Here is a 19,340-nt window from a genome sequence, read left to right as displayed (position 1 = left end):
CTAGCTGATCTGAGACGGAGCAAGCATTCCAAGCCACGCTACGGCGCCCAGAATGATAATCGCAACAACGAATTCTGTCAGGATGCTGTTTCGCATCAGGGCAACGCTGCGATCATAATTCCCTTCCCTGACCATAACTTCAAGCCGGGGACCCAGGTGAAACCGGTTTGCTGCAGCCAGAAGAAGCATCAGAACAAACAGAGCCGTCTTGGCAAGCAATATCCTCCCCCAGGAACTGTTGAATAAGGGAGTTAAGTTACCCTCAGCAATATACAGATAGTTGACCAGCGCACTCAGGATCAGGGCTACAACAATCACCGTTCCTGCCGTGGCAAATTTTGCCAGGGAGTCAGATATCACAATGACGCTCTGTGCATTATGCTCGTTTCTGCGCATCAGCAGGATAGCAAATGCAACCAGAGCACCTGTCCAGGCACCTGCAGCGCCGAGATGGGTCAGATCGCTCAGTAAATGGAGATAGTAATGCAGACCGTCATGCATAACGGCGTGTCCTCCCCAGGCAAGTGTAGCCAGCGCCACGCCCCCACTCATCGTCATCAGCAGGCAGGACAATACTCTCTTATTAGTGTAAAGGAACAAAGCACCGAGTGTGGTAAACAGGGCACAGAGTCTGACAATCCAGCTAATACCCACATCAGTTTCTTCTATCACCATCTCGATAACATGGATGGATAATTCTCTGAGGTCAGTTACTCCACTCATGGCATTAGATACCAGGAGCATATTAATGCCAGTAAGAATGATGCCTGTAACAACAGCAAAGGTTATAAACGACCTGAAATTAGTCAGGTTATAGGTTTCATGTCTGACACCGCTTATTCCATATATCTGAAAAAATGGCAATCCAAATATTACCATCAAATCCAGATAAAGAAGAAAACGAATAACAATCATAATCAGGTCGTTCATAATATTACTTCACTGTAAAGGTGTAATTACCGGTAATAGGGTGCGTATCTGAAGAAACCGCGCGCCAGTCAACACGATAAGTGCCAGCGGGTAAAGGCTCTCGCGGAATAATGACCATCGATTTAGGGTCAGCGCCTGGCGCCACTTTTGCCGCGACCGGCATCGGAGAATGTGATGACATGCCTTTCATACCCGTCATCGTTAATTTTGCACCTGAGAATTTCACGGTCAGATTTTCCGAGAAATTAAGCTGAATCTTTTCCGGGGCCGCTACGGCTGAATCAGCCTGTGGCACAGAGCTTTTTAATTCCGGATGGGCCATAGCAGAGAAAGCAACGCCCATAACGAGGCCACCTGTAAGAATGGCTTTATTTAAAATCGACATTTTATTTACCTGTTTAGTTGAGTGTTTTATATCAGTGCGTTAAAACCAGATTCTGGCTCCCGCCAGGAATACTACCTGATGGTCTTTCTCACCTTCTCTTTTCGCCATATCGGATGTTTTCCCGTAAAGTTGATTCCAGGAAACGCCTATATAGGGTGCAAACTCACGGCGTATTTCATAGCGCAGCCGGAGCCCCAGCTCTGTGTCAGTCAGTCCCCTGCCGCGACCCCGCGATTCATCATCCTGACTGTAGAAATTCACCTCATAGGATGGCTGGAGTATGAGCCGGTTAGTCAGTAAAACGTCGTATTCTCCTCCCAGACGAAGGGCTGCTTTTCCGCCATTACTGACAAAACCCGTAATTTCAGACTCAAAATTATAGAGTGCCAGCCCCTGAAAACCGACAGCAGCCCAGGTCCGGGCAGAAGCAGGTCTGAAATCCTGCCTGACACCCGCAACCAAATCCCACCATGGGCCAACCGCATGTCCCCAGAGTAACTGCGCTTCAGCCGCCTCCGTTTCCCCATTGCTTCGTTCACCTTCACTCTTTAGCCAAATCCGATCTGTGTCGCCTCCAATCCAGCTGTTAACACTCCAGCTGAAATTGTTGGTGTTATCCGACCGTTGCCATTCCAGTTGATCCAGCAGAACCAGATAATTAATCGCACTGTCGTGAATCGCATGCCCCTGTAAATTGCCGAATGCAGCCTTCCGGTCGGCATCGGTAACAGGCGGAATTGGCGTTCTGCTCTCAGTTACAATGGGCTCCATTGACGTCATCTCAGTGAAATTCTCATCTGCTGGCATCTGCATGGCAGACATGTCGTGCCCGGCGTGGGGATCTGCAGAGACGGAGCCCGCCGCAATAGAAAGCTGTGAGGTAAACAAACCGGCGACCAGAACAGGTATGGCCTTCAAATTTCTCTTCATTCGCATCATTCCTCCACCCGGACTTCACGAAACATTCCCATTTCCATGTGATAGAGCAAATGGCAGTGATACGCCCAGCGGCCAAGCGCATCTGCTGTCACTCTGTAACTGCGTTTTGTACCAGGGGGAACATCTATTGTGTGTTTACGAACCATGAAATTACCGTTTTCATCTTCCAGATCGCTCCACATACCATGCAGGTGAATGGGGTGAGTCATCATGGTATCGTTGATCAGCGTGATCCTGAGCCGCTCACCGTATTTCAGCAGCACCGGTGCGGCATCTGAAAACTTGATTCCGTTAAATGACCAGGCAAACTTTTCCATGTGGCCGGTTAAATGCAGTTCTATGGTACGGCCAGGTTCACGTCCGTCAGGATCCTCAAAGCGGCTTTTCAAATCCGCGTACGTGAGAACCTTTCTTCCGTTATTTCGAAGACCAATACCCGGATCATTTAATTTCGGAGAGACGCTCATCGCCTGCATATCAACCAGTGGGTTATCCGTTTCTGACGCAGGATGACTTTGCATACCCGGCATTCCGGCCATCCGGGAATGATCCATACCGGCCATGCTGCTGTGATCCATGGGCGCGGAGGATGTCCCGCTATCCGGAAGGTCAGCACCGTCCATAGACATCATCTCTCCGCTGTTATCCATGCCTCCCATCTGGCTGTGGTCCATTCCTGCCATATCATGTCCCATTCCCCCCATACCCATATCTTCCATGGTCAACAGAGGACGGGGATCGAGGGGGGGAACGGCAGCACTTAACCCTTCTCTCGTGGCCAGTGTCCCTCGAGCGTAACCGGTCCTGTCCATGGATTGTGCGAAGATGGTATAGGCCTCACCCTGAGGCTCCACAATGACATCATAGGTTTCGGCAACGGCAATCCTGAATTCGTCAACGGTAACCGGGTTTACATACTGGCCATCTGCAGCCACGACCGTCATTTTCAGCCCGGGGATACGGATATCGAAATAGGTCATTGCCGAGCCGTTGATAAACCGTAAGCGTATCTTTTCACCGGGACGGAACAGTCCGGTCCAGTTTTTCAGCGGGGCCTGCCCGTTCATGAGATAGGTGTAGGTGTAGCCACTGACATCCGCGAGGTCAGTCGGATTCATTTTCATTTCAGCCCACATTTTCCGATCGGCAATGGTGGCTGACAGCCCCCTGGTATTCACGTCGCGGAAAAAAGAGCCAACGGTTGGTTTATTGAAATTGTAGTAATCCGACTGTTTTTTTAATTTTTTCAGCAGGCTGTGAGGATTTTCATCGGTCCAGTCAGACAACATGACCACATGCTCACGATCGTAAGCAAACGGTTCTGGCTCCCTGGCATCGATGATAATGGCACCGTATACCCCCTCCTGTTCCTGCAGACCGGAATGGCTGTGGTACCAGTAAGTCCCGTTCTGCTTAACCTTAAAGGTGTAAACGTAGGTATCATCAGGCTCTATGCCCATAAAACTCAGCCCCGGAACACCATCCATATTGGCCGGAAGAATAATGCCGTGCCAGTGAATGGACGTCTGTTCATTAAGACGGTTTTTGACCTTCAGGGTAATGGTGTCACCTTCTTTCCAGCGAAGAACGGGCCCCGGCAGGCCTCCATTGATTGTTTTGGCCTGACGCTCACTGCCCGTGATATTGACGGCCGTTTCACCAATGGTCAGGTCAAACTGAGTACCCTGCAGGGATGCGGCAACTGGCAGGCTCAGACTGGAACGCGCATTGAAACTCCATACGCCAAGACTTCCGGCTACGCCAGAGAGGGTTAACCCCTTCAGGAAAGTTCGTCGAGACGTTTTCAACAGCATGCGCATTCCCTTATTTAAAGTATGGTTACTGACAGAATTCGAGAACCGATTTAAATTAAATTACTGGTTCATCCACTTACAATGAAATGAATCTAGCACACCTTAAGAAACAAATTCATTACAATCGTGTAATGTACGTGGCTGTATTACATTTACGTCATCTTCTCCACAGGTTGATTTTTTTATATATGATCATAAGGACATCTTTTATGTACCTCAGAAGGTAATTACACATGAATATATTAATCACGACCACTGCGTTTACAGCTTTATTTTGTGGGGCAGCTTTTGCTCAGTCCAGTGATATTGCCCATGAAGCACATCGATTTGTTAATAATGCCTCAGCCGTCAGTCATGTGAACTCCTCGACGCATGAAAACTTACCGGACAGGGTTAATAAAAACAACACGCCCTCATTCTCTGAAATGAATGAACATGAAAGGGCCATTGTTGCTCATTCATTTATGAACAACAGCGCGTCCTATGCGCATCAGAAAATGATTGAGGAACATAAAAAAATGCTGTCCGGCAGTGATGCAAATTCAAAGACCTCGTCTTCTTCTTTTAACGAACTGAATGCCGGAGAAAAAGCCGCTCTCGTGCATGAGCAGGTCAATAATGCCGGTGCGGAAGCACATCAGACGCAGGCAAGAAAGCTTCGCGGGCTGTATTCGACCAGGTAACTGCAGGCGGGTTAGTGCTTAGCGTCAGGTGCGCAGCAGGGCTTTACTGACGGGTTACGTAGCAGGACATGAGCCCCATATTGCTCTGCCGTAACCTGTTTCAGTCCCGTTAATCATCACCGTCGGGCTGGTCATACAGTTCCCAGAGCTTCAGGAGCAAACGGGAAACAAGATATGTTACAAAAATGACGACCATCAACGGTGCTCCCGATTAACTGACAGATGACACGCCTCCTGAAAACCCCTAGCATACGCCGCAGTGTTCATGCTAACGGCGAATTCCAGTAAATGTATTCTACCGATGTCGTAAAAGAAAATGCCTACCTTTCAGCCACCCGCTCGGGGCTGGAATCGAACGAGATCGCTACTCTTCAGCGCTCCTTGCCTTCCCGGTTTAATCTGCGGCATTTGAAAAAAAATGAATCATTAAAACTCGTACTGCAAAAGAAAGCGGGAAAATCACGTGTCGTGGCCTATAAATTTACGTCCGGTTCATTTAATTACACGGCGTATCGTATATCAGATAAAAAGTTCTATAACCTTTCCGATACTTCCGGGAAAGGCAGTCTCGATTATCCGTTACCGGCCACAGCAAGACTCAGTTCGCCTTTCAATCCTGCAAGACTTAACCCGGTATCGGGAAAAGTGAGTCCCCATAATGGCATTGATTATTCCATGCCCATGAACACGAAAATAGTCAGCGTCATCGACGGAAAAATCACCCGGGCCGAATACAACAGTACCATGGGATATTTTGTTGAAGTAACGGGAAAAGCCGGTGTTAAAACTCGCTATCTCCACCTCAATAAAATACTCGTTACTAAAGGGGCCAGGGTTACCCGGGGAGACGCTATTGCGTTATCCGGTAACAGCGGACGTTCATCCGGTCCTCATCTGCATTACGAGCTGGTCATCAATAACAATCCTGTTAACTCACTGGCGTTCCGGGCAGCGGCACCCGCTGATAACAAACTTGAACAGCATGCCTTTGCGCATGCCAGAGACTACGAACGATACCTGGAATGATAACGGGGCCGCGACGCGGCCCCGTCTGCCGGATTAATTTTTTTTATCGTTTTCACTTCCTTGATGTTGATGATCTCCATGCCCTCCGTGGCCGTGGAAAAGATGCATTAGCGGGCAGACCAGCAATAACAGATATGGCCAGTAACCTGCCACATGTGACCAGTGTTCGCGCAGGAGGGCAAATGCCGCAATCGCGGCGACAGCAATAAGCGCATAGGTGGTACTTTTCATACCGGACTCCTTCTGTTAGTAACAGACCCTTCATTCAGGGTTATTTCCCGAGCCTGACACTTTTCAGACGCAACGCATTTGCAATGACGCTAACGGAGGAAAGGGCCATAGCCGCCGCCGCAATAACTGGCGACAGCAGTATTCCATACACAGGATAAAGCAGACCTGCAGCTACAGGCACCCCAAGAGCATTGTAGATAAACGCAAAAAACAGATTCTGCCGGATATTTTTCATGGTGATTTCTGACAGATGACGGGCCCTGTTGAGTATCATCAAATCGCCTTTGAGAAGGGTAACGCCAGCACTTTCTATTGCCACATCTGTACCCGTTCCCATGGCTATACCCACGTCAGCCGCTGCCAGCGCCGGGGCATCATTCACACCGTCTCCGGCCATCGCAACCACATGGCCAGACGCTTTCAGTCGGGTTATCACTGCTTTTTTGCCATCCGGCAGAATCCCGGCTTCAACCTCATCTATTCCCAGTTTCCGTGCGACTGCTTCAGCAGTAAGCTGGTTATCCCCGGTGAGCATAACAATGCGGATCCCCGCCTGACGCAAAGCTTTAAGCGCATCCGGCGTGGTTGCTTTCACGGGATCCGAGATAGCTATCAGGCCTGCAAGGTTCCCGTCTGTGGCCACATAGATAACGGTAGCGCCTTCCATCCGCAACGTATCCGCAACGGCCTTTTGATTATCAATAACGATACTGTTTTCCTGCATAGCCAGTTCATTACCAATAACAACCCGTTGACCTTCGACATCGCCTGAGACACCTTTCCCCGACGGGGCATTGAAATTACTGACGGCAGGTATCACGATCCCCTTTTCATGCGCGGCTCTGACAACAGCCATACCCAACGGATGCTGCGAACCTTTTTCCACTGCAGCTGTTACACGTAAAAGAGATATTTCCCCACCCGGACTGAGACTGATAATCCCTGTCACCGTAGGCGAACCTTCCGTGAGCGTGCCTGTTTTGTCGACAACCAGCGTGTCCACTTTTTCAAGACGCTCAAGGGCTTCGGCATTCTTGATTAACACCCCGGCCTGGGCGCCTTTGCCCACCCCCACCATTATCGACATCGGCGTGGCCAGTCCCAGCGCGCAGGGACAGGCAATAATCAGGACCGACACAGCCGCAATGAGACCGTGCGCCATCCTGGGCTCGGGCCCCCAGACAGACCAGATCAAGAAAGCAACAACCGCGATAAGTATCACCAGAGGAACAAACCAGCCTGAAACGCTGTCTGCCATTCTCTGGATGGGGGCACGCGAACGCTGTGCATCAGCGACCATCTGAACAATTCGTGAGAGCATCGTTTCATCACCGACTTTCTCTGCACGGATGATAAGACTACCTGTCTGATTAATCGTCCCCCCAATGACAGGGTCACCCTTCGTTTTGGTAACCGGCATAGACTCCCCGGTCACCATCGATTCATCAACGGTTGTTTTGCCTTCGATCACGATACCGTCGACCGGAATACTCTCTCCAGGTCTGATGCGGAGCTTATCGCCAGGCAGGACATCTTCCGCATTAATATCCGTTTCATGACCGTCATGATCCAGCCGTCTGGCGGTTTTGGGGGCAAGGTTCAGAAGCGCAGTAATGGCGCCTGAGGTTTGTTCCCGTGCCCGCAGCTCAAGAACCTGTCCCAGCAGAACAAGCACCGTAATAACTGCTGCGGCTTCAAAATAAACGGCCACCAGGCCATCCATGTTTCTGAACGATGCAGGAAACCAGGAGGGGAAGACGGTTGCAATGACGCTGTAAACCCAGGCTACGCCGGTCCCCATTGCAACAAGGGTAAACATATTCAGGGAGCGGTTACGTAACGACATTCCGGCCCGGGCGAAGAATGGCCAGCCACACCACAACACGACAGGGGAGGCCAGAAGCAACTGCAGCCATGTGTTGTACTGTGGCGGTACTGTATTCCTCAAGTCGGGAAACAGATGAGATCCCATTTCGAGTACCAGAACCGGAAACGCCAGCAACAACCCCAGCCAGAAGCGTCTTGTCATGTCGTGAAGTTCATCACTCGGCCCCGTGGATGCCGTAGCTACGAGCGGCTCCAGTGCCATTCCACAGACAGGACAGCTTCCGGGACCACTGCGGCGTATCTCCGGGTGCATCGGACATGTCCACACACCTTCAGAATTCTCTTTTTCCGCCTGGTTGTGAGGCTGTTTTATCTGATCAGGGCTGACTTCGTGATGATCGTGGTGATGGTGATGGGAATGTTCACTGGCATCTTCGGTAAGATAACGATCGGGATGGGCTTTAAATTTACTCTCACAGCTGGCGGAGCAGAAATAAAGTTGGTGGTCCTGGTATCGAATGCTGCTGTGCGCCCTGTCGGGCAGGATGGCCATCCCGCACACGGGATCTCTCACCTTATGCAATACGTGGCCCTCGTCCGGGGATAATGTCTGCTCAGAAGCAGTCTGGTTGTTGTGTTGCACTGCATTGTCATTTTTCACAGTAACTCTCCTTATGCATACCGAAGCATCTTCTGTCTTCAGGGTATGTCATGGATGCGATTACCACGAATATCGCCGGCACAGGAGTGCCTGCTACCGGCGTCCCGTTATCAGCCGTTCCGCTGACTATTCGATTCGCTGGAAGACTTTTTTACTTCCATCCGGTGAGAATGCGATAACATCGTAAGCCTCTTTTCGGGCTCCCATCTCCATTCCAGGACTTCCTGCTGGCATACCGGGGGTGGCGAGACCGTATATACCCGAACCAGACTGCATTGCCTTATGTATCGTTGTCGCAGGCACATGGCCTTCAATGATCAAATTACCGGCAACCGCGGTATGACAACTTCGTAGTCCTGCAGGAATAGCATGCTTTTCTTTCAGGGCTGACAGCGCCTGATCATTCATGACGTGAGTTCGTACTTCAAACCCGTCTTTTTCCATCGCTTTGCCCCACAGGGAACAACAGCCACAGTTTTCAGATTTGTACATATCAATCACTTTTTCACTCGCCATCGCGGGTAGTGAAAGGCCGAGAGCCAGCGCCATTAGAACCACTTTTTTCATACTCACCTCTGTATATTATCGATATAAACCCTGACGTCAGGGTGAATCAGTAAAGAAGGACACCCACAGGGGGTGCCCTTTCAGGTTCAGGACACGCTTTTTTTATGTCTGCGCAGCCAGATTAATTTGTAGGCGGCAGGAATAATGAACAGGGACAGCAGCGGAGCCGTGATCATCCCACCAATCATGGGTGCCGCGATACGGCTCATGACTTCTGAACCTGCACCGGTTCCCCAGAGTATTGGCAGCAGACCCGCAATGATCACCGCCACGGTCATGGCTTTCGGCCGGACACGCAGTACGGCACCATGATAGAGGGCTTCATCAAGGCCTTCCGGTGTGAACGTCTCTTTACGGGACAATTCCGGGTGCGCTTCAATGGCATGACGCAGATACATCAGCATGACCACGCCAAACTCTGCTGCCACCCCGGCCAGGGCGATAAACCCGGTTCCGGTCGCCACTGACATATGGAAGCCCTGCCAGTACAGGAACCATATCCCGCCAACCAGGGCAAACGGCAGGCTCATCAGAATAAGTAAGGCCTCATCAGCCCGGCGGAATGCCAGATATAACAGGATGAAGATGATCATCACCGTCATCGGTACCATCAGTTTTAATTTCTTATTGGCGTGCTCGAGTAATTCAAACTGTCCTGAGAATGCCACACTGGTCCCCGGTCTCAGTTTCACTTTCTCACTGATGGCCGTCTTAATATCGTTCACCACCGACACCATGTCCCTGCCGCGGGCATCAACATAAATCCAGCTGGCTGGCCGGGCATTTTCGGTTTTCAGCATGGTTGGTCCGGAAACGACCTTAATATCGGCAACATCGCCCAGCGTAATTTGCTGCTTCATTGGGGTCAGGATTGGCATCTCTCTCAACGCCTGCGGACTGTTACGGTAATCCTGCGGATAGCGAATGTTAATAGGGTACCGGGCCACGCCTTCAACCGTCTCACCCACCATAGCCCCACCGATTGCTGAAGAGACGAACAGCTGGACGTCGCCCACAGTCATCCCGTACCGGGAAGCTTTCTCCCGGTTGATATCGATATCGATGTAGCGCCCGCCCTCAAGTCGCTCAGCCAGGACAGACACCACGCCAGGCACGGTTTTGGCTACCGCCTCGATACTCTGCGCCGTCGCGTCGATATCGGACAGAACAGTCCCGGACACTTTGATACCTATCGGGCTTTTGATCCCGGTTGAGAGCATATCAATACGGTTACGGATAGGCGGCACCCAGAGGTTTGCCAGACCCGGTAAACGGACTGTCCTGTCGAGTTCATCAATAATCTTGTCAATTGTCATGCCGGGACGCCACTGATCCTCAGGTTTGAGCTGGATCGTGGTTTCCACCATTTCGAGCGGCGCGGAATCCGTTGCGGTCTCTGCTTTACCGGTCTTGCCAAATACAGAAGCCACTTCAGGAACGCTTTTGATTAACTTGTCTGTTGTCTGCAGGAGCGCTGCAGCTTCTGCCGGAGAGACGCCAGGCAAGGTCGACGGCATATACAGCAGATCGCCCTCGTTAATCTTCGGCAGAAATTCACCGCCCACCTGACTCAGTGGCCAGATAACCGTGAAAATGGACAAGGCCGCAACCAGCAGGGTTGTTTTTGGCCAGTGGAGGACCCGCAGCAGCAAAGGATGATACGCTTTGATCAGCACCCGGTTCAGGGGGTTACTTGTCTCGGCAGGAATTTTCCCCCGGATCCAGAATCCCATCAGAATAGGAATGACGATGATGGCCAGTGCGGCCGCTCCCGCCATGGAGTACGTTTTCGTGAATGCCAGCGGGCCAAACAGACGACCTTCCTGCCCTTCCAGGGTAAAGATAGGAATAAAGGACAGGGTGATGATCAGCAGGCTAATGAACAACGCGGGTCCCACTTCCACGGAGGCGTCGGTAATCACCTTCCAGCGGGTGGCGTTGTCAATCTGCTCACCCGGATGCTGATGATCCCACTCCTCAAGCCGTTTGTGCGCATTTTCAATCATCACAATGGCGGCATCCACCATCGCACCGACGGCAATCGCTATCCCTCCCAGCGACATGATATTGGCGTTCAGTCCCTGGAAGTGCATGACGATAAAGGCGATACACAGGCCAAGTGGCAGAGAAATAATCGCCACCAGGGCAGAACGGACATGCCAGAGGAACAGTGCGCAAACGACAGCAACAACGATAAACTCTTCAAGAAGCTTGTAACTGAGGTTATCAATCGCCCGGTCGATTAACTGGCTGCGATCGTAGGTGGTCACGATTTCAACGCCTTCCGGCAGGCTGGCCTTCAGCGTCTCCAGTTTATCCCTCACTGCCGTGATAACGTCGCGCGCATTTTTACCCGACCGCAGGATCACCACGCCGCCAGCGACTTCTCCCTGGCCGTTCAGCTCGGCAATACCACGCCTCATTTCGGGCCCGGTCTGCACGCGGGCAACATCCCGCAGATAAACCGGCACGCCGTTCTCACCTGTTTTCAGGACGATGTTATTAAAATCATCAATGCTCTGAAGATAACCGCTGGCACGGACCATATACTCCGCTTCGGCCATTTCAACGGATGAGCCACCGGCCTCCTGGTTAGACGATTCAAGTGCCTGTTTCACTTCGGGCAGGCTGATACCGTACTGGGACAGTTTTACCGGATTGACCTGAATCTGGTACTGTTTCACCACGCCGCCAACCGAAGCGACCTCAGCCACGTTCGGGATGGTTTTCAGCTCAAATTTCAGGAACCAGTCCTGCAGAGAGCGCAGTTCTGAAAGGTCGTGTTTTCCGTTGCGATCGACAAGGGCATATTCAAAAATCCAGCCCACACCCGTGGCATCAGGACCGATTTCAGAACTCACACCGGCAGGCAGTTTTCCCTGAACCTGATTCAGATATTCCAGCACGCGGGAACGGGCCCAGTACAGATCGGTGCCGTCTTCAAAAATGACATACACATACGAATCCCCGAACTGTGAAAAACCACGCACGGTTTTTGCGCCAGGTACGGACAGCATGGTGGTGGTAAGTGGATAGGTGACCTGGTTTTCTACAATCTGCGGGGCCTGGCCGGGATAGCTGGTTTTGATAATGACCTGTACATCTGACAGGTCAGGCAAGGCATCGACCGGCGTGTTAATAATCGTCCATGTACCCCAGATGCTGAGAAACAGGGCCCCCATCATGACCAGGAAACGGTTGGCGACAGAGCGCCGGATAATCCATTCAATCATCGTCGTCTCCTCAGTGCCCTGAATGCATATTTACAGGCTGGTCAGACATTGCTGGCATACTGCTTTCTGTTTTTTCAGGGTGGCGCATACGTTCCAGCGCGCCCGTAATATTGGCTTCGGAGTCAATGAGGAACAGGCCACTGACCACCACGGTATCGCCTTCATTCAGGCCGGAACCGATGCCGGACTGTTGCTGTGATTCATGCAGAACGTGGATCTGTTTCGGCACAAACTTGCCTTCATCATCAACAGTAATCACGCGCTGTTCTTTGCCGGTATCGATAACGGCCTGGCTTGGTATCAGCAGCATCTCCTGGCTCTTGGTATTCAGTTTCAGATAGGCATTCATGCCCGGCTTGAGAAACTCATCCTTATTAGAAACCTGGAGACGGACCTGAAGCGTACGGGTTGTCTGATCCACGCTGGGAAGAATGTTCCATTTTTCGACATGGAATGTTTTATCCGGATAAGCCGGTACCGAAATTTCAAACTGCGACGTATCTTTCAGCAGATATGCGATAGATTCTGGCACTGCAGCGCTGATCCAGACCGGGTCCATCCCCTGAATCTGAGCCACTACTTTATCTTTCGAAATATTCATGCCGGTGCGCAGGTCAAACGCAGTAATGACACCATCAATAGGTGCTTTAATGGTAAAACGGGTCTGGATTGTGCGGGTTGAACGCAGCCTTTGAATATCCTCTTCCGGCATACCAGCCAGACGAAGTCGCTCCAGAACCCCTTTTATCTGGGTTGACGTACCGCCTGTACCGGATAACAGCAGGAACTCACTTTGTGCCTCAACCCATTCAGGAATGGTGATATCGATAAGCGGAGTGCCTTTCTTCACATGATCGCCAATCGTCAGGGGATACACTTTTTCGACGAAACCGTCAGAGCGCGCCTGCACAATGACAAACTGATACTCGTTGTAACTGACATTAGCCGGGATTGTCTGGGAATAATTCAGCATTCCTCGCGTGACTTTTTGCGTTTTTAATCCCAGATTCTGAACCTGCGTTGGATCGATACGGATCCCGCCACTGCTTTTATCGCCACTTTCATCAGCATATTTCGGCACCAGGTCCATATCCATAAAGGGAGATTTTCCGGGTTTATCAAATTTGGTATCCGGTTTCATCGGGTCATACCAGAAAAGTACCTTTCGCTCCGGTGCCTTTTGTTCGGTTTGTACTGTTTTTTGTGATGAGTTTACATACTGCCAGGCAGTAACCGATATCAGCCCCCCTGCTATGAGGCTGCTGATAATTATTGCAGCATATTTTATCTTTAAAGAAGCCATACAATTTCTCGCTGAAAAATCAAAACACCTGGCATATGCGCCCGATCATTCATTCACAGTAATCCCTTAATGAATGTTCAGGCGCACTGGATGTATTCGCTCCGGACTGATAATCAGGATTGCGTAACGTTAATGCTTTTGAGTAAGGAGATATTGCCCTGCTGAATAAACGAGAAATCGACATGGTTGCCGGTTTTCAGGGCATTGATAGCGTCGTCTGCATTAACAAAAGTGAAGCGCATGGTCATTGCAGGCCAGCCCACAGCAGGGATTGCTTCGTGCGAAATGGTAATCTTTTTACTATTCATATCAATGTCTTTAACGACACCGGTGCCCTTGATAACCTGCTGTACCGAAGCATCACTGGCAGCATTCATATCGCCATGCTGGTGTGTTTCAGCATGAAGACCGGCAGAAAACATGACAGAGAAGGCACCAAATAAAACGGCTTTAAGTGAATTACGCATTTTTAATTTCCTGATTAATTAAATAAATTTACTCTACCCAACCGCCACCCAGCGCGGTAAACAGATTAATTTCGTTAACCTGTCGGGAATAGGTAAGATCGAGAATGGTTTGCTGCGTAGCGAAGAGGGAACGTTCTGCATCCAGCACTTCGATGTAACTGACAGCACCACTTGCATATAATCCTCTGGCACGCTGGAGAGTTATCTGAAGTGAATCAAGATAACGCTGCTGTGACTCAAGTTGCTGGCTAAGACTGTCGCGCAGCGCAAGCGTGTCGGAAACATCCTTAAAGGCTGACTGAATTTTTTGTTCGTAATTAACCACCGATTGTTGCTGGCGAATTTCAGCCAGCTTCAGATTGGCTTTATTCCTGCCAGCATTAAAAATAGGAATTTCAATTTTAGGGATAAAATTCCACATTCCACTTCCTGACGTAAACAGGCTTGACAGCTCCGTACTGCTTGCGGAAAGACCACTGGTCAGGGTAATGGAGGGGAAAAAGGCCGCTCGCGCTGCGCCAATATTGGCATCAGCCGCTTTCAGCTGATATTCCGCTTCCATAATATCCGGTCGCTGCAGCAAAATTTGTGAAGATAGATTTGGTGGCAATTTTACTGGTGCGATCTCCCCGCCTTTCATCCCTTTTTCTGACGGAAGTGCGCGGTACGTTCCCAGCACCAGTTGCAGGGCATTGTTTGCCTGAGCCAGATCGCCTTCTCGTTTGGCTATTTCGGCGCGGGTACTTTCGATTTGTCCTCTCGCCTGTTCAAGTGCCAGAACGTTCGTACTCCCGGTCACGAGCTGTTGCTCAACGAAAGCATAGGACTGTTCATAATTTTTCAGCGTTTCCCGCGCAATACGGAGTTGTTCGTACGCCAGTTGCTGGCTGAAATAGCTCTGTGAAACGTTGGAGACCAGCAGGATGTGTACGGCACGACGGGCTTCTTCGCTGGCAAAGTAGTTCTGGCGATCAGCCTCACTCATGTTCTTAAGTTTGCCAAAAAAATCGAGCTCATAGCTGAGCTCCAGACCCGCGTCGTACTCCTGTGTGGTCGGCTTGTCACCTTTCAGACCACCGTTGTATGTGATCCCGGATGAGGCATTCAGTTGGGGATAACGATCTGCATCCGTGACGTTGAACTGGGCCCGGGCCTCTTCAACCTTCAGGGCAGCCATTCTCAAATCACGGTTATTATTCAGGGCTTCACCGATCAGCCTGCTGACCTGGGGATCGACAAAAAAGTTTCGCCAGCCCGTATCCTGATAGCTGTTTACCGCAGGCGTCAGACTGTTTTTAGACAATGAAAACTGCTGGGGAACCGGAGCTGGCGGACGCTGATATTCAGGTGCCAGAGAAACACAACCAGCCAGGATGAATATGGTACTGATGCTGAGTAATTTTAATTTGAACATAACGCTTCTCGTACAGGCAGACCTGGTAAATGGTTCAAACGAAATCCAGAGTATTGATAGGGATACTTTACCGAACGCTCTCTGTTTGCCGGGTGACAGGATAATGACAATGTTGTCATTTTTGCTGTAATCCGTTGATAACGATCGTGGGCGCAATAAAATGACATTAGCAGCCAGCCGGGGAGCATGATGAAAATATTAATCGTTGAAGACGAAATTAAAACAGGTGAATATCTCAGCAAGGGGCTGACAGAGGCGGGGTTCGTCGTGGATCACGCTGATAATGGTCTGACCGGATATCATCTTGCCATGACAGCCGAGTATGATTTAGTCATCCTGGATATCATGCTGCCTGATGTAAACGGCTGGGATATCATCCGTATGCTGCGCAGTGCCGGAAAGGGGATGCCGGTATTACTGCTGACGGCCCTTGGCACGATTGAACACAGGGTCAAAGGACTTGAGCTGGGTGCGGACGATTATCTGGTGAAGCCCTTTGCGTTTGCTGAACTGCTCGCCCGGGTAAGAACCCTCCTCAGGCGGGGAAACACGATGATCACGGAAAGCCAGCTTAAAGTGGCTGACCTCTCGGTTGATCTCGTATCCAGAAAAGTCAGCCGCGCCGGGAACCGCATTGTGCTCACCAGTAAAGAGTTCAGCTTGCTGGAATTCTTCATTCGCCATCAGGGAGAAGTTCTTCCCCGCTCCCTGATTGCCTCTCAGGTCTGGGACATGAATTTTGACAGCGACACTAACGCGATTGATGTCGCAGTAAAGCGACTCCGCGCTAAAATAGACAACGATTACGGGACAAAACTGATCCAGACAGTGCGGGGCGTGGGCTACATGCTGGAGATCCCGGATGCATAGCAAACCGTCCAGACGACCTTTCTCACTCGCTCTGCGGCTGACCTTTTTTATCAGCCTGTCCACAATACTGGCGTTTATCGCCTTCACCTGGTTTATGCTGCATTCTGTTGAAAAGCATTTTGCCGAGCAGGATGTCAGCGATCTGCAACAAATCAGCACCACACTGAGCCGTATACTCCAGTCCCCGGCAGATCCGGATGAAAAAAAAGTAAGCAAAATAAAGGAATCAATTGCCAGCTACCGCAACGTTGCCCTTTTGCTCCTCAATCCCAGGGGTGAAGTGCTCTTTAGCTCAGCTCAGGGGGCGGCACTACGCCCGGCAGTGAATTCAGCAGATTTTAGCGAGCACAGCCGCGCACGGGATGTCTTTCTCTGGACGGTGGAGGATCCTGCGGGACCGATGGATACCGGGTCCGAAATGAAGATGGAAACATACAGGATTATCGCCTCCTCTGGTCAGGCGATATTTCAGGGCAAACAGCAGAACTATGTCATGCTGACTGGCCTATCCATTAATTTCCATCTCCATTACCTCGATGCGCTGAAAAAGAACCTGATTGCGATTGCCGTCGTGATAAGCCTGTTGATTGTTCTGATCATTCGAATCGCTGTCCGTCAGGGGCACCTGCCCCTTCGTAATGTCAGCAATGCCATTAAAAACATCACCTCCGAGAATCTTGATGCGCGACTGGAACCGACACGCGTTCCCATTGAGCTGGAGCAACTGGTTATCTCGTTCAATCATATGATTGGAAAGATTGAGGATGTCTTTACCCGCCAGGCCAATTTCTCTGCCGATATCGCGCATGAGATCAGAACGCCCATCACCAATCTGGTGACGCAGACTGAAATCGCACTGAGTCAGGATCGAACACAGAGGGAACTTGAGGATGTCCTCTATTCCAGTCTTGAAGAGTATAACCGGATGACCAAAATGGTCAGCGATATGCTGTTCCTGGCACAGGCAGATAATAATCAGCTGATACCTGACAGGGTCATGTTTGACCTCAGAGCGGAAGTCATGAAAGTCTTCGAGTTTTTCGAAGCCTGGGCCGAAGAACGCAATATCACGCTCAAATTTAACGGGATGCCCTGCCTGGTTGAGGGAGATCCACAAATGTTCAGAAGGGCGATCAATAATCTGTTATCCAATGCCCTGCGTTATACCCCGGAGGGACAGGCAATCACCGTCTCAATAAGAGAGCAGGAGAGCTTTTTTGACCTTGTGATTGAAAATCCGGGGAAACCGATCCCTGAAGAACATTTATCAAGGCTGTTTGACCGTTTTTATCGGGTGGATCCATCCAGACAACGAAAAGGAGAAGGCAGCGGCATCGGCCTTGCGATTGTGAAGTCAATCGTGGAAGCACATCACGGAAGAGTGCAGGTGGAATCAGACGTACGCTCCACGCGTTTTATCTTATCCGTGCCCAGACTGGAGAAAATGATCCCGGAAACCCAATGCTGAAAATAAAGATGTAAATGACAAAGATGTCATTAGCCTGTCATGCAGCAAACAGAAGCCATTCGATATAATTAGTGCAACTTATCAGGAAGGCTGGATTGCTTCATCAATACCCGGCGTCAGAGTACGCCAGGAAATGAATATCCAGCCCTCTTCCGGAGAAATAAACGCTGCCGAACTTGTTTCAGTTATGGAACTGAAAACACCGGTTGTACTTCCCCGGACATCACTAATTCAGAAATGGAGAGTTATCATGAAAAATATCGTATTAGCATCTTTGCTGGGCTTTGGTTTAATTTCATCGGCCTGGGCCACTGAAACCGTGAATATCCATGATCGCGTCAACAATGCACAGGCTCCTGCTCACCAGATGCAGTCTGCTGAGGCTCCTGTCGGGATCCAGGGGACTGCTCCTCGTATGACCGGTATGGACCAGCATGAACAGGCCATTATTGCTCATGAAACCATGACGAACGGCTCGGCGGATGCTCACCAGAAAATGGTGGAAAGTCATCAGAAGATGATGGGAAATAACACGGTATCCACGACCGTCCCGTCAACGTCTTACGCGGCGATGAATGAGCATGAAAGAGCAGCGGTTGCTCATGAATTCATGAATAACGGGCAATCCGGCCCACATCAGGCCATGGCCGAAGCGCACCGCCGCATGATCAATGCAGGCTGAATGCGACGGTAGTATCCGTGCTGTTACCTTTTCCCTGATAGATTTTCCTGAAACAACGTTGCTACATTTTTGCCCCCCGTCAGGGGGCTTTTTTGTCTGACTCAGCTACACTTAACCGGTACCTGTCTGAAAGGAATTATTATATGGGCTATTTGCATTCTAGGGTTGGAATTCATCCATTCTAACCCTTGATTCTTAGTCGGACAAAAAGCTGCTTCTGGTTGGATTTTTCTGTTTTTCACCACCCTGCGAAAATCTAACATTGGTTGGATTCTCAGACGCGCCCTCTCTCGCGTTAATCCAACTCTCCACCTTCTGCCTGCTTCAACAATGTCGGAATGTGCGGTCCATACTCGACCTTGCCTCGTCCTGCTCGAATACCACTGCCAACCTTGCGGGCTTCTTTGGAGTACAACGTCTTTGCACGGATGATCTCATAGCTATAACCCCGACCTAACCGGTTGGACATCTTGATCAAACCGTTGAGCCCTTCGGTATAGCCATTGGTGAGTGAGAACGGCGCATCCCAGTAGGCAAAGATGTCGTCGTAATGGTTGTGTACCGTTTTTACCAGTTTTTTGAAAGGCTCCATGCCATAAGGCGGCAGGCTGTTCTTCCAAGCCTCAAAGGCGTTCTGAGCACTCTGCTTGTCGGGTTCGTCGTAGATGCAGAAGAAGGCTTCCTTGAAGTCATAGGCCATGGCAAGTGCTGGGATCGCCTGCTTTACAACCTCCAGCGCCTTTTGCTCTGCGGGCGTCAGGTTGCCGGGTCGCTTCAGGGTAAGCCAGCGAATGGACTTTTTGACGTAAATGCGATCTTCTTTGCTTAACTGTGCCTGGG

General features: G+C 50.4%; 16 protein-coding genes and 1 pseudogene. 5 read left to right on the top strand and 12 right to left on the bottom strand.

The window, feature by feature from the left end:
• From pcoD to pcoA, 4 genes are read right to left on the bottom strand one after another with little or no spacing between them, the layout of a single operon-like run.
• Positions 1–879, bottom strand: coding sequence for a copper resistance inner membrane protein PcoD (gene pcoD, locus HV127_RS29440; RefSeq protein ID WP_080821469.1), 879 nt, complete (start codon positions 877–879; stop codon positions 1–3).
• Positions 880–934: 55 nt separating this feature from the next.
• A complete protein-coding gene (pcoC, locus tag HV127_RS29435; protein ID WP_000025662.1) occupies positions 935–1,315 on the bottom strand; it encodes a copper resistance system metallochaperone PcoC in 381 nt (126 codons plus the stop codon).
• Positions 1,316–1,354: 39 nt separating this feature from the next.
• On the bottom strand, positions 1,355–2,245 hold the full coding sequence (gene pcoB / locus HV127_RS29430; protein WP_001378118.1) for a copper resistance outer membrane transporter PcoB: 891 nt from the start codon (positions 2,243–2,245) through the stop codon (positions 1,355–1,357).
• Between the two features lie 5 nt (positions 2,246–2,250).
• Entirely contained in the window at positions 2,251–4,068 is a 1,818-nt protein-coding gene (gene pcoA, locus HV127_RS29425) for a multicopper oxidase PcoA (protein WP_000925242.1), read from the bottom strand.
• Positions 4,069–4,301: 233 nt separating this feature from the next.
• Here pcoA and HV127_RS29420 point away from each other — a divergent pair, with 233 nt between their 5' ends.
• Both HV127_RS29420 and HV127_RS29415 read left to right on the top strand, forming a co-directional pair.
• The gene (locus HV127_RS29420) at positions 4,302–4,751 is read left to right on the top strand and encodes a copper resistance protein (RefSeq protein WP_001023257.1); all 450 of its coding nucleotides are present in this window, start codon (positions 4,302–4,304) and stop codon (positions 4,749–4,751) included.
• A gap of 288 nt (positions 4,752–5,039) precedes the next feature.
• Positions 5,040–5,777: a peptidoglycan DD-metalloendopeptidase family protein gene (locus HV127_RS29415; protein WP_004182013.1), complete on the top strand. Its 738-nt coding sequence runs from the start codon at positions 5,040–5,042 to the stop codon at positions 5,775–5,777.
• A 33-nt stretch (positions 5,778–5,810) separates the two neighbouring features.
• On the opposite strand, the gene HV127_RS29410 is transcribed toward HV127_RS29415, so the two are convergent.
• From HV127_RS29410 to silC, 7 genes are all read right to left on the bottom strand, one after another.
• On the bottom strand, positions 5,811–6,008 hold the full coding sequence (locus tag HV127_RS29410) for a DUF2933 domain-containing protein (protein WP_000843497.1): 198 nt from the start codon (positions 6,006–6,008) through the stop codon (positions 5,811–5,813).
• A 40-nt stretch (positions 6,009–6,048) separates the two neighbouring features.
• Positions 6,049–8,496, bottom strand: a complete 2,448-nt coding sequence (gene silP, locus HV127_RS29405; protein WP_004098955.1) for an Ag(+)-translocating P-type ATPase SilP — start codon at positions 8,494–8,496, stop codon at positions 6,049–6,051.
• 126 nt (positions 8,497–8,622) lie between these two features.
• Positions 8,623–9,063, bottom strand: a complete 441-nt coding sequence (locus HV127_RS29400; RefSeq protein ID WP_000758228.1) for a DUF411 domain-containing protein — start codon at positions 9,061–9,063, stop codon at positions 8,623–8,625.
• Positions 9,064–9,149: 86 nt separating this feature from the next.
• Entirely contained in the window at positions 9,150–12,296 is a 3,147-nt protein-coding gene (gene silA, locus HV127_RS29395) for a Cu(+)/Ag(+) efflux RND transporter permease subunit SilA (protein ID WP_004098958.1), read from the bottom strand.
• Positions 12,297–12,306: 10 nt separating this feature from the next.
• Positions 12,307–13,599, bottom strand: a complete 1,293-nt coding sequence (gene silB / locus HV127_RS29390; RefSeq protein ID WP_004098959.1) for a Cu(+)/Ag(+) efflux RND transporter periplasmic adaptor subunit SilB — start codon at positions 13,597–13,599, stop codon at positions 12,307–12,309.
• Positions 13,600–13,712: 113 nt separating this feature from the next.
• Positions 13,713–14,066: a cation efflux system protein CusF gene (gene cusF / locus HV127_RS29385; protein ID WP_001246153.1), complete on the bottom strand. Its 354-nt coding sequence runs from the start codon at positions 14,064–14,066 to the stop codon at positions 13,713–13,715.
• A 28-nt stretch (positions 14,067–14,094) separates the two neighbouring features.
• Positions 14,095–15,480, bottom strand: coding sequence for a Cu(+)/Ag(+) efflux RND transporter outer membrane channel SilC (silC, locus tag HV127_RS29380; RefSeq protein WP_000475512.1), 1,386 nt, complete (start codon positions 15,478–15,480; stop codon positions 14,095–14,097).
• A 189-nt stretch (positions 15,481–15,669) separates the two neighbouring features.
• Between silC and silR the strand changes: the two genes are divergently transcribed.
• From silR to silE, 3 genes are all read left to right on the top strand, one after another.
• Positions 15,670–16,350 carry a copper/silver response regulator transcription factor SilR gene (silR, locus tag HV127_RS29375; protein WP_001572351.1) on the top strand — a complete coding sequence of 227 codons (681 nt, stop codon included), beginning with the start codon at positions 15,670–15,672 and terminating at the stop codon, positions 16,348–16,350.
• Positions 16,343–17,818, top strand: a complete 1,476-nt coding sequence (silS, locus tag HV127_RS29370) for a copper/silver sensor histidine kinase SilS (protein ID WP_003032875.1) — start codon at positions 16,343–16,345, stop codon at positions 17,816–17,818. Before silR ends, silS begins: the two co-directional genes overlap by 8 nt.
• A 250-nt stretch (positions 17,819–18,068) precedes the next feature.
• A complete protein-coding gene (gene silE / locus HV127_RS29365; RefSeq protein WP_004178091.1) occupies positions 18,069–18,500 on the top strand; it encodes a silver-binding protein SilE in 432 nt (143 codons plus the stop codon).
• A 295-nt stretch (positions 18,501–18,795) separates the two neighbouring features.
• Here silE and HV127_RS29360 read toward each other — a convergent pair.
• A pseudogene (locus HV127_RS29360) lies at positions 18,796–19,338 on the bottom strand (ISL3-like element ISKpn25 family transposase); the annotation flags it as partial.
• Positions 19,339–19,340 lie beyond the last annotated feature (2 nt).

The sequence above is a fragment of the Klebsiella sp. RHBSTW-00215 genome, assembly GCF_014103785.1.
In the GTDB taxonomy this organism is placed as follows: domain Bacteria; phylum Pseudomonadota; class Gammaproteobacteria; order Enterobacterales; family Enterobacteriaceae; genus Klebsiella.
The sequence above is the reverse complement of the archived record's forward strand: the minus strand, read 5'-3'. Positions and strand labels throughout refer to the sequence as shown.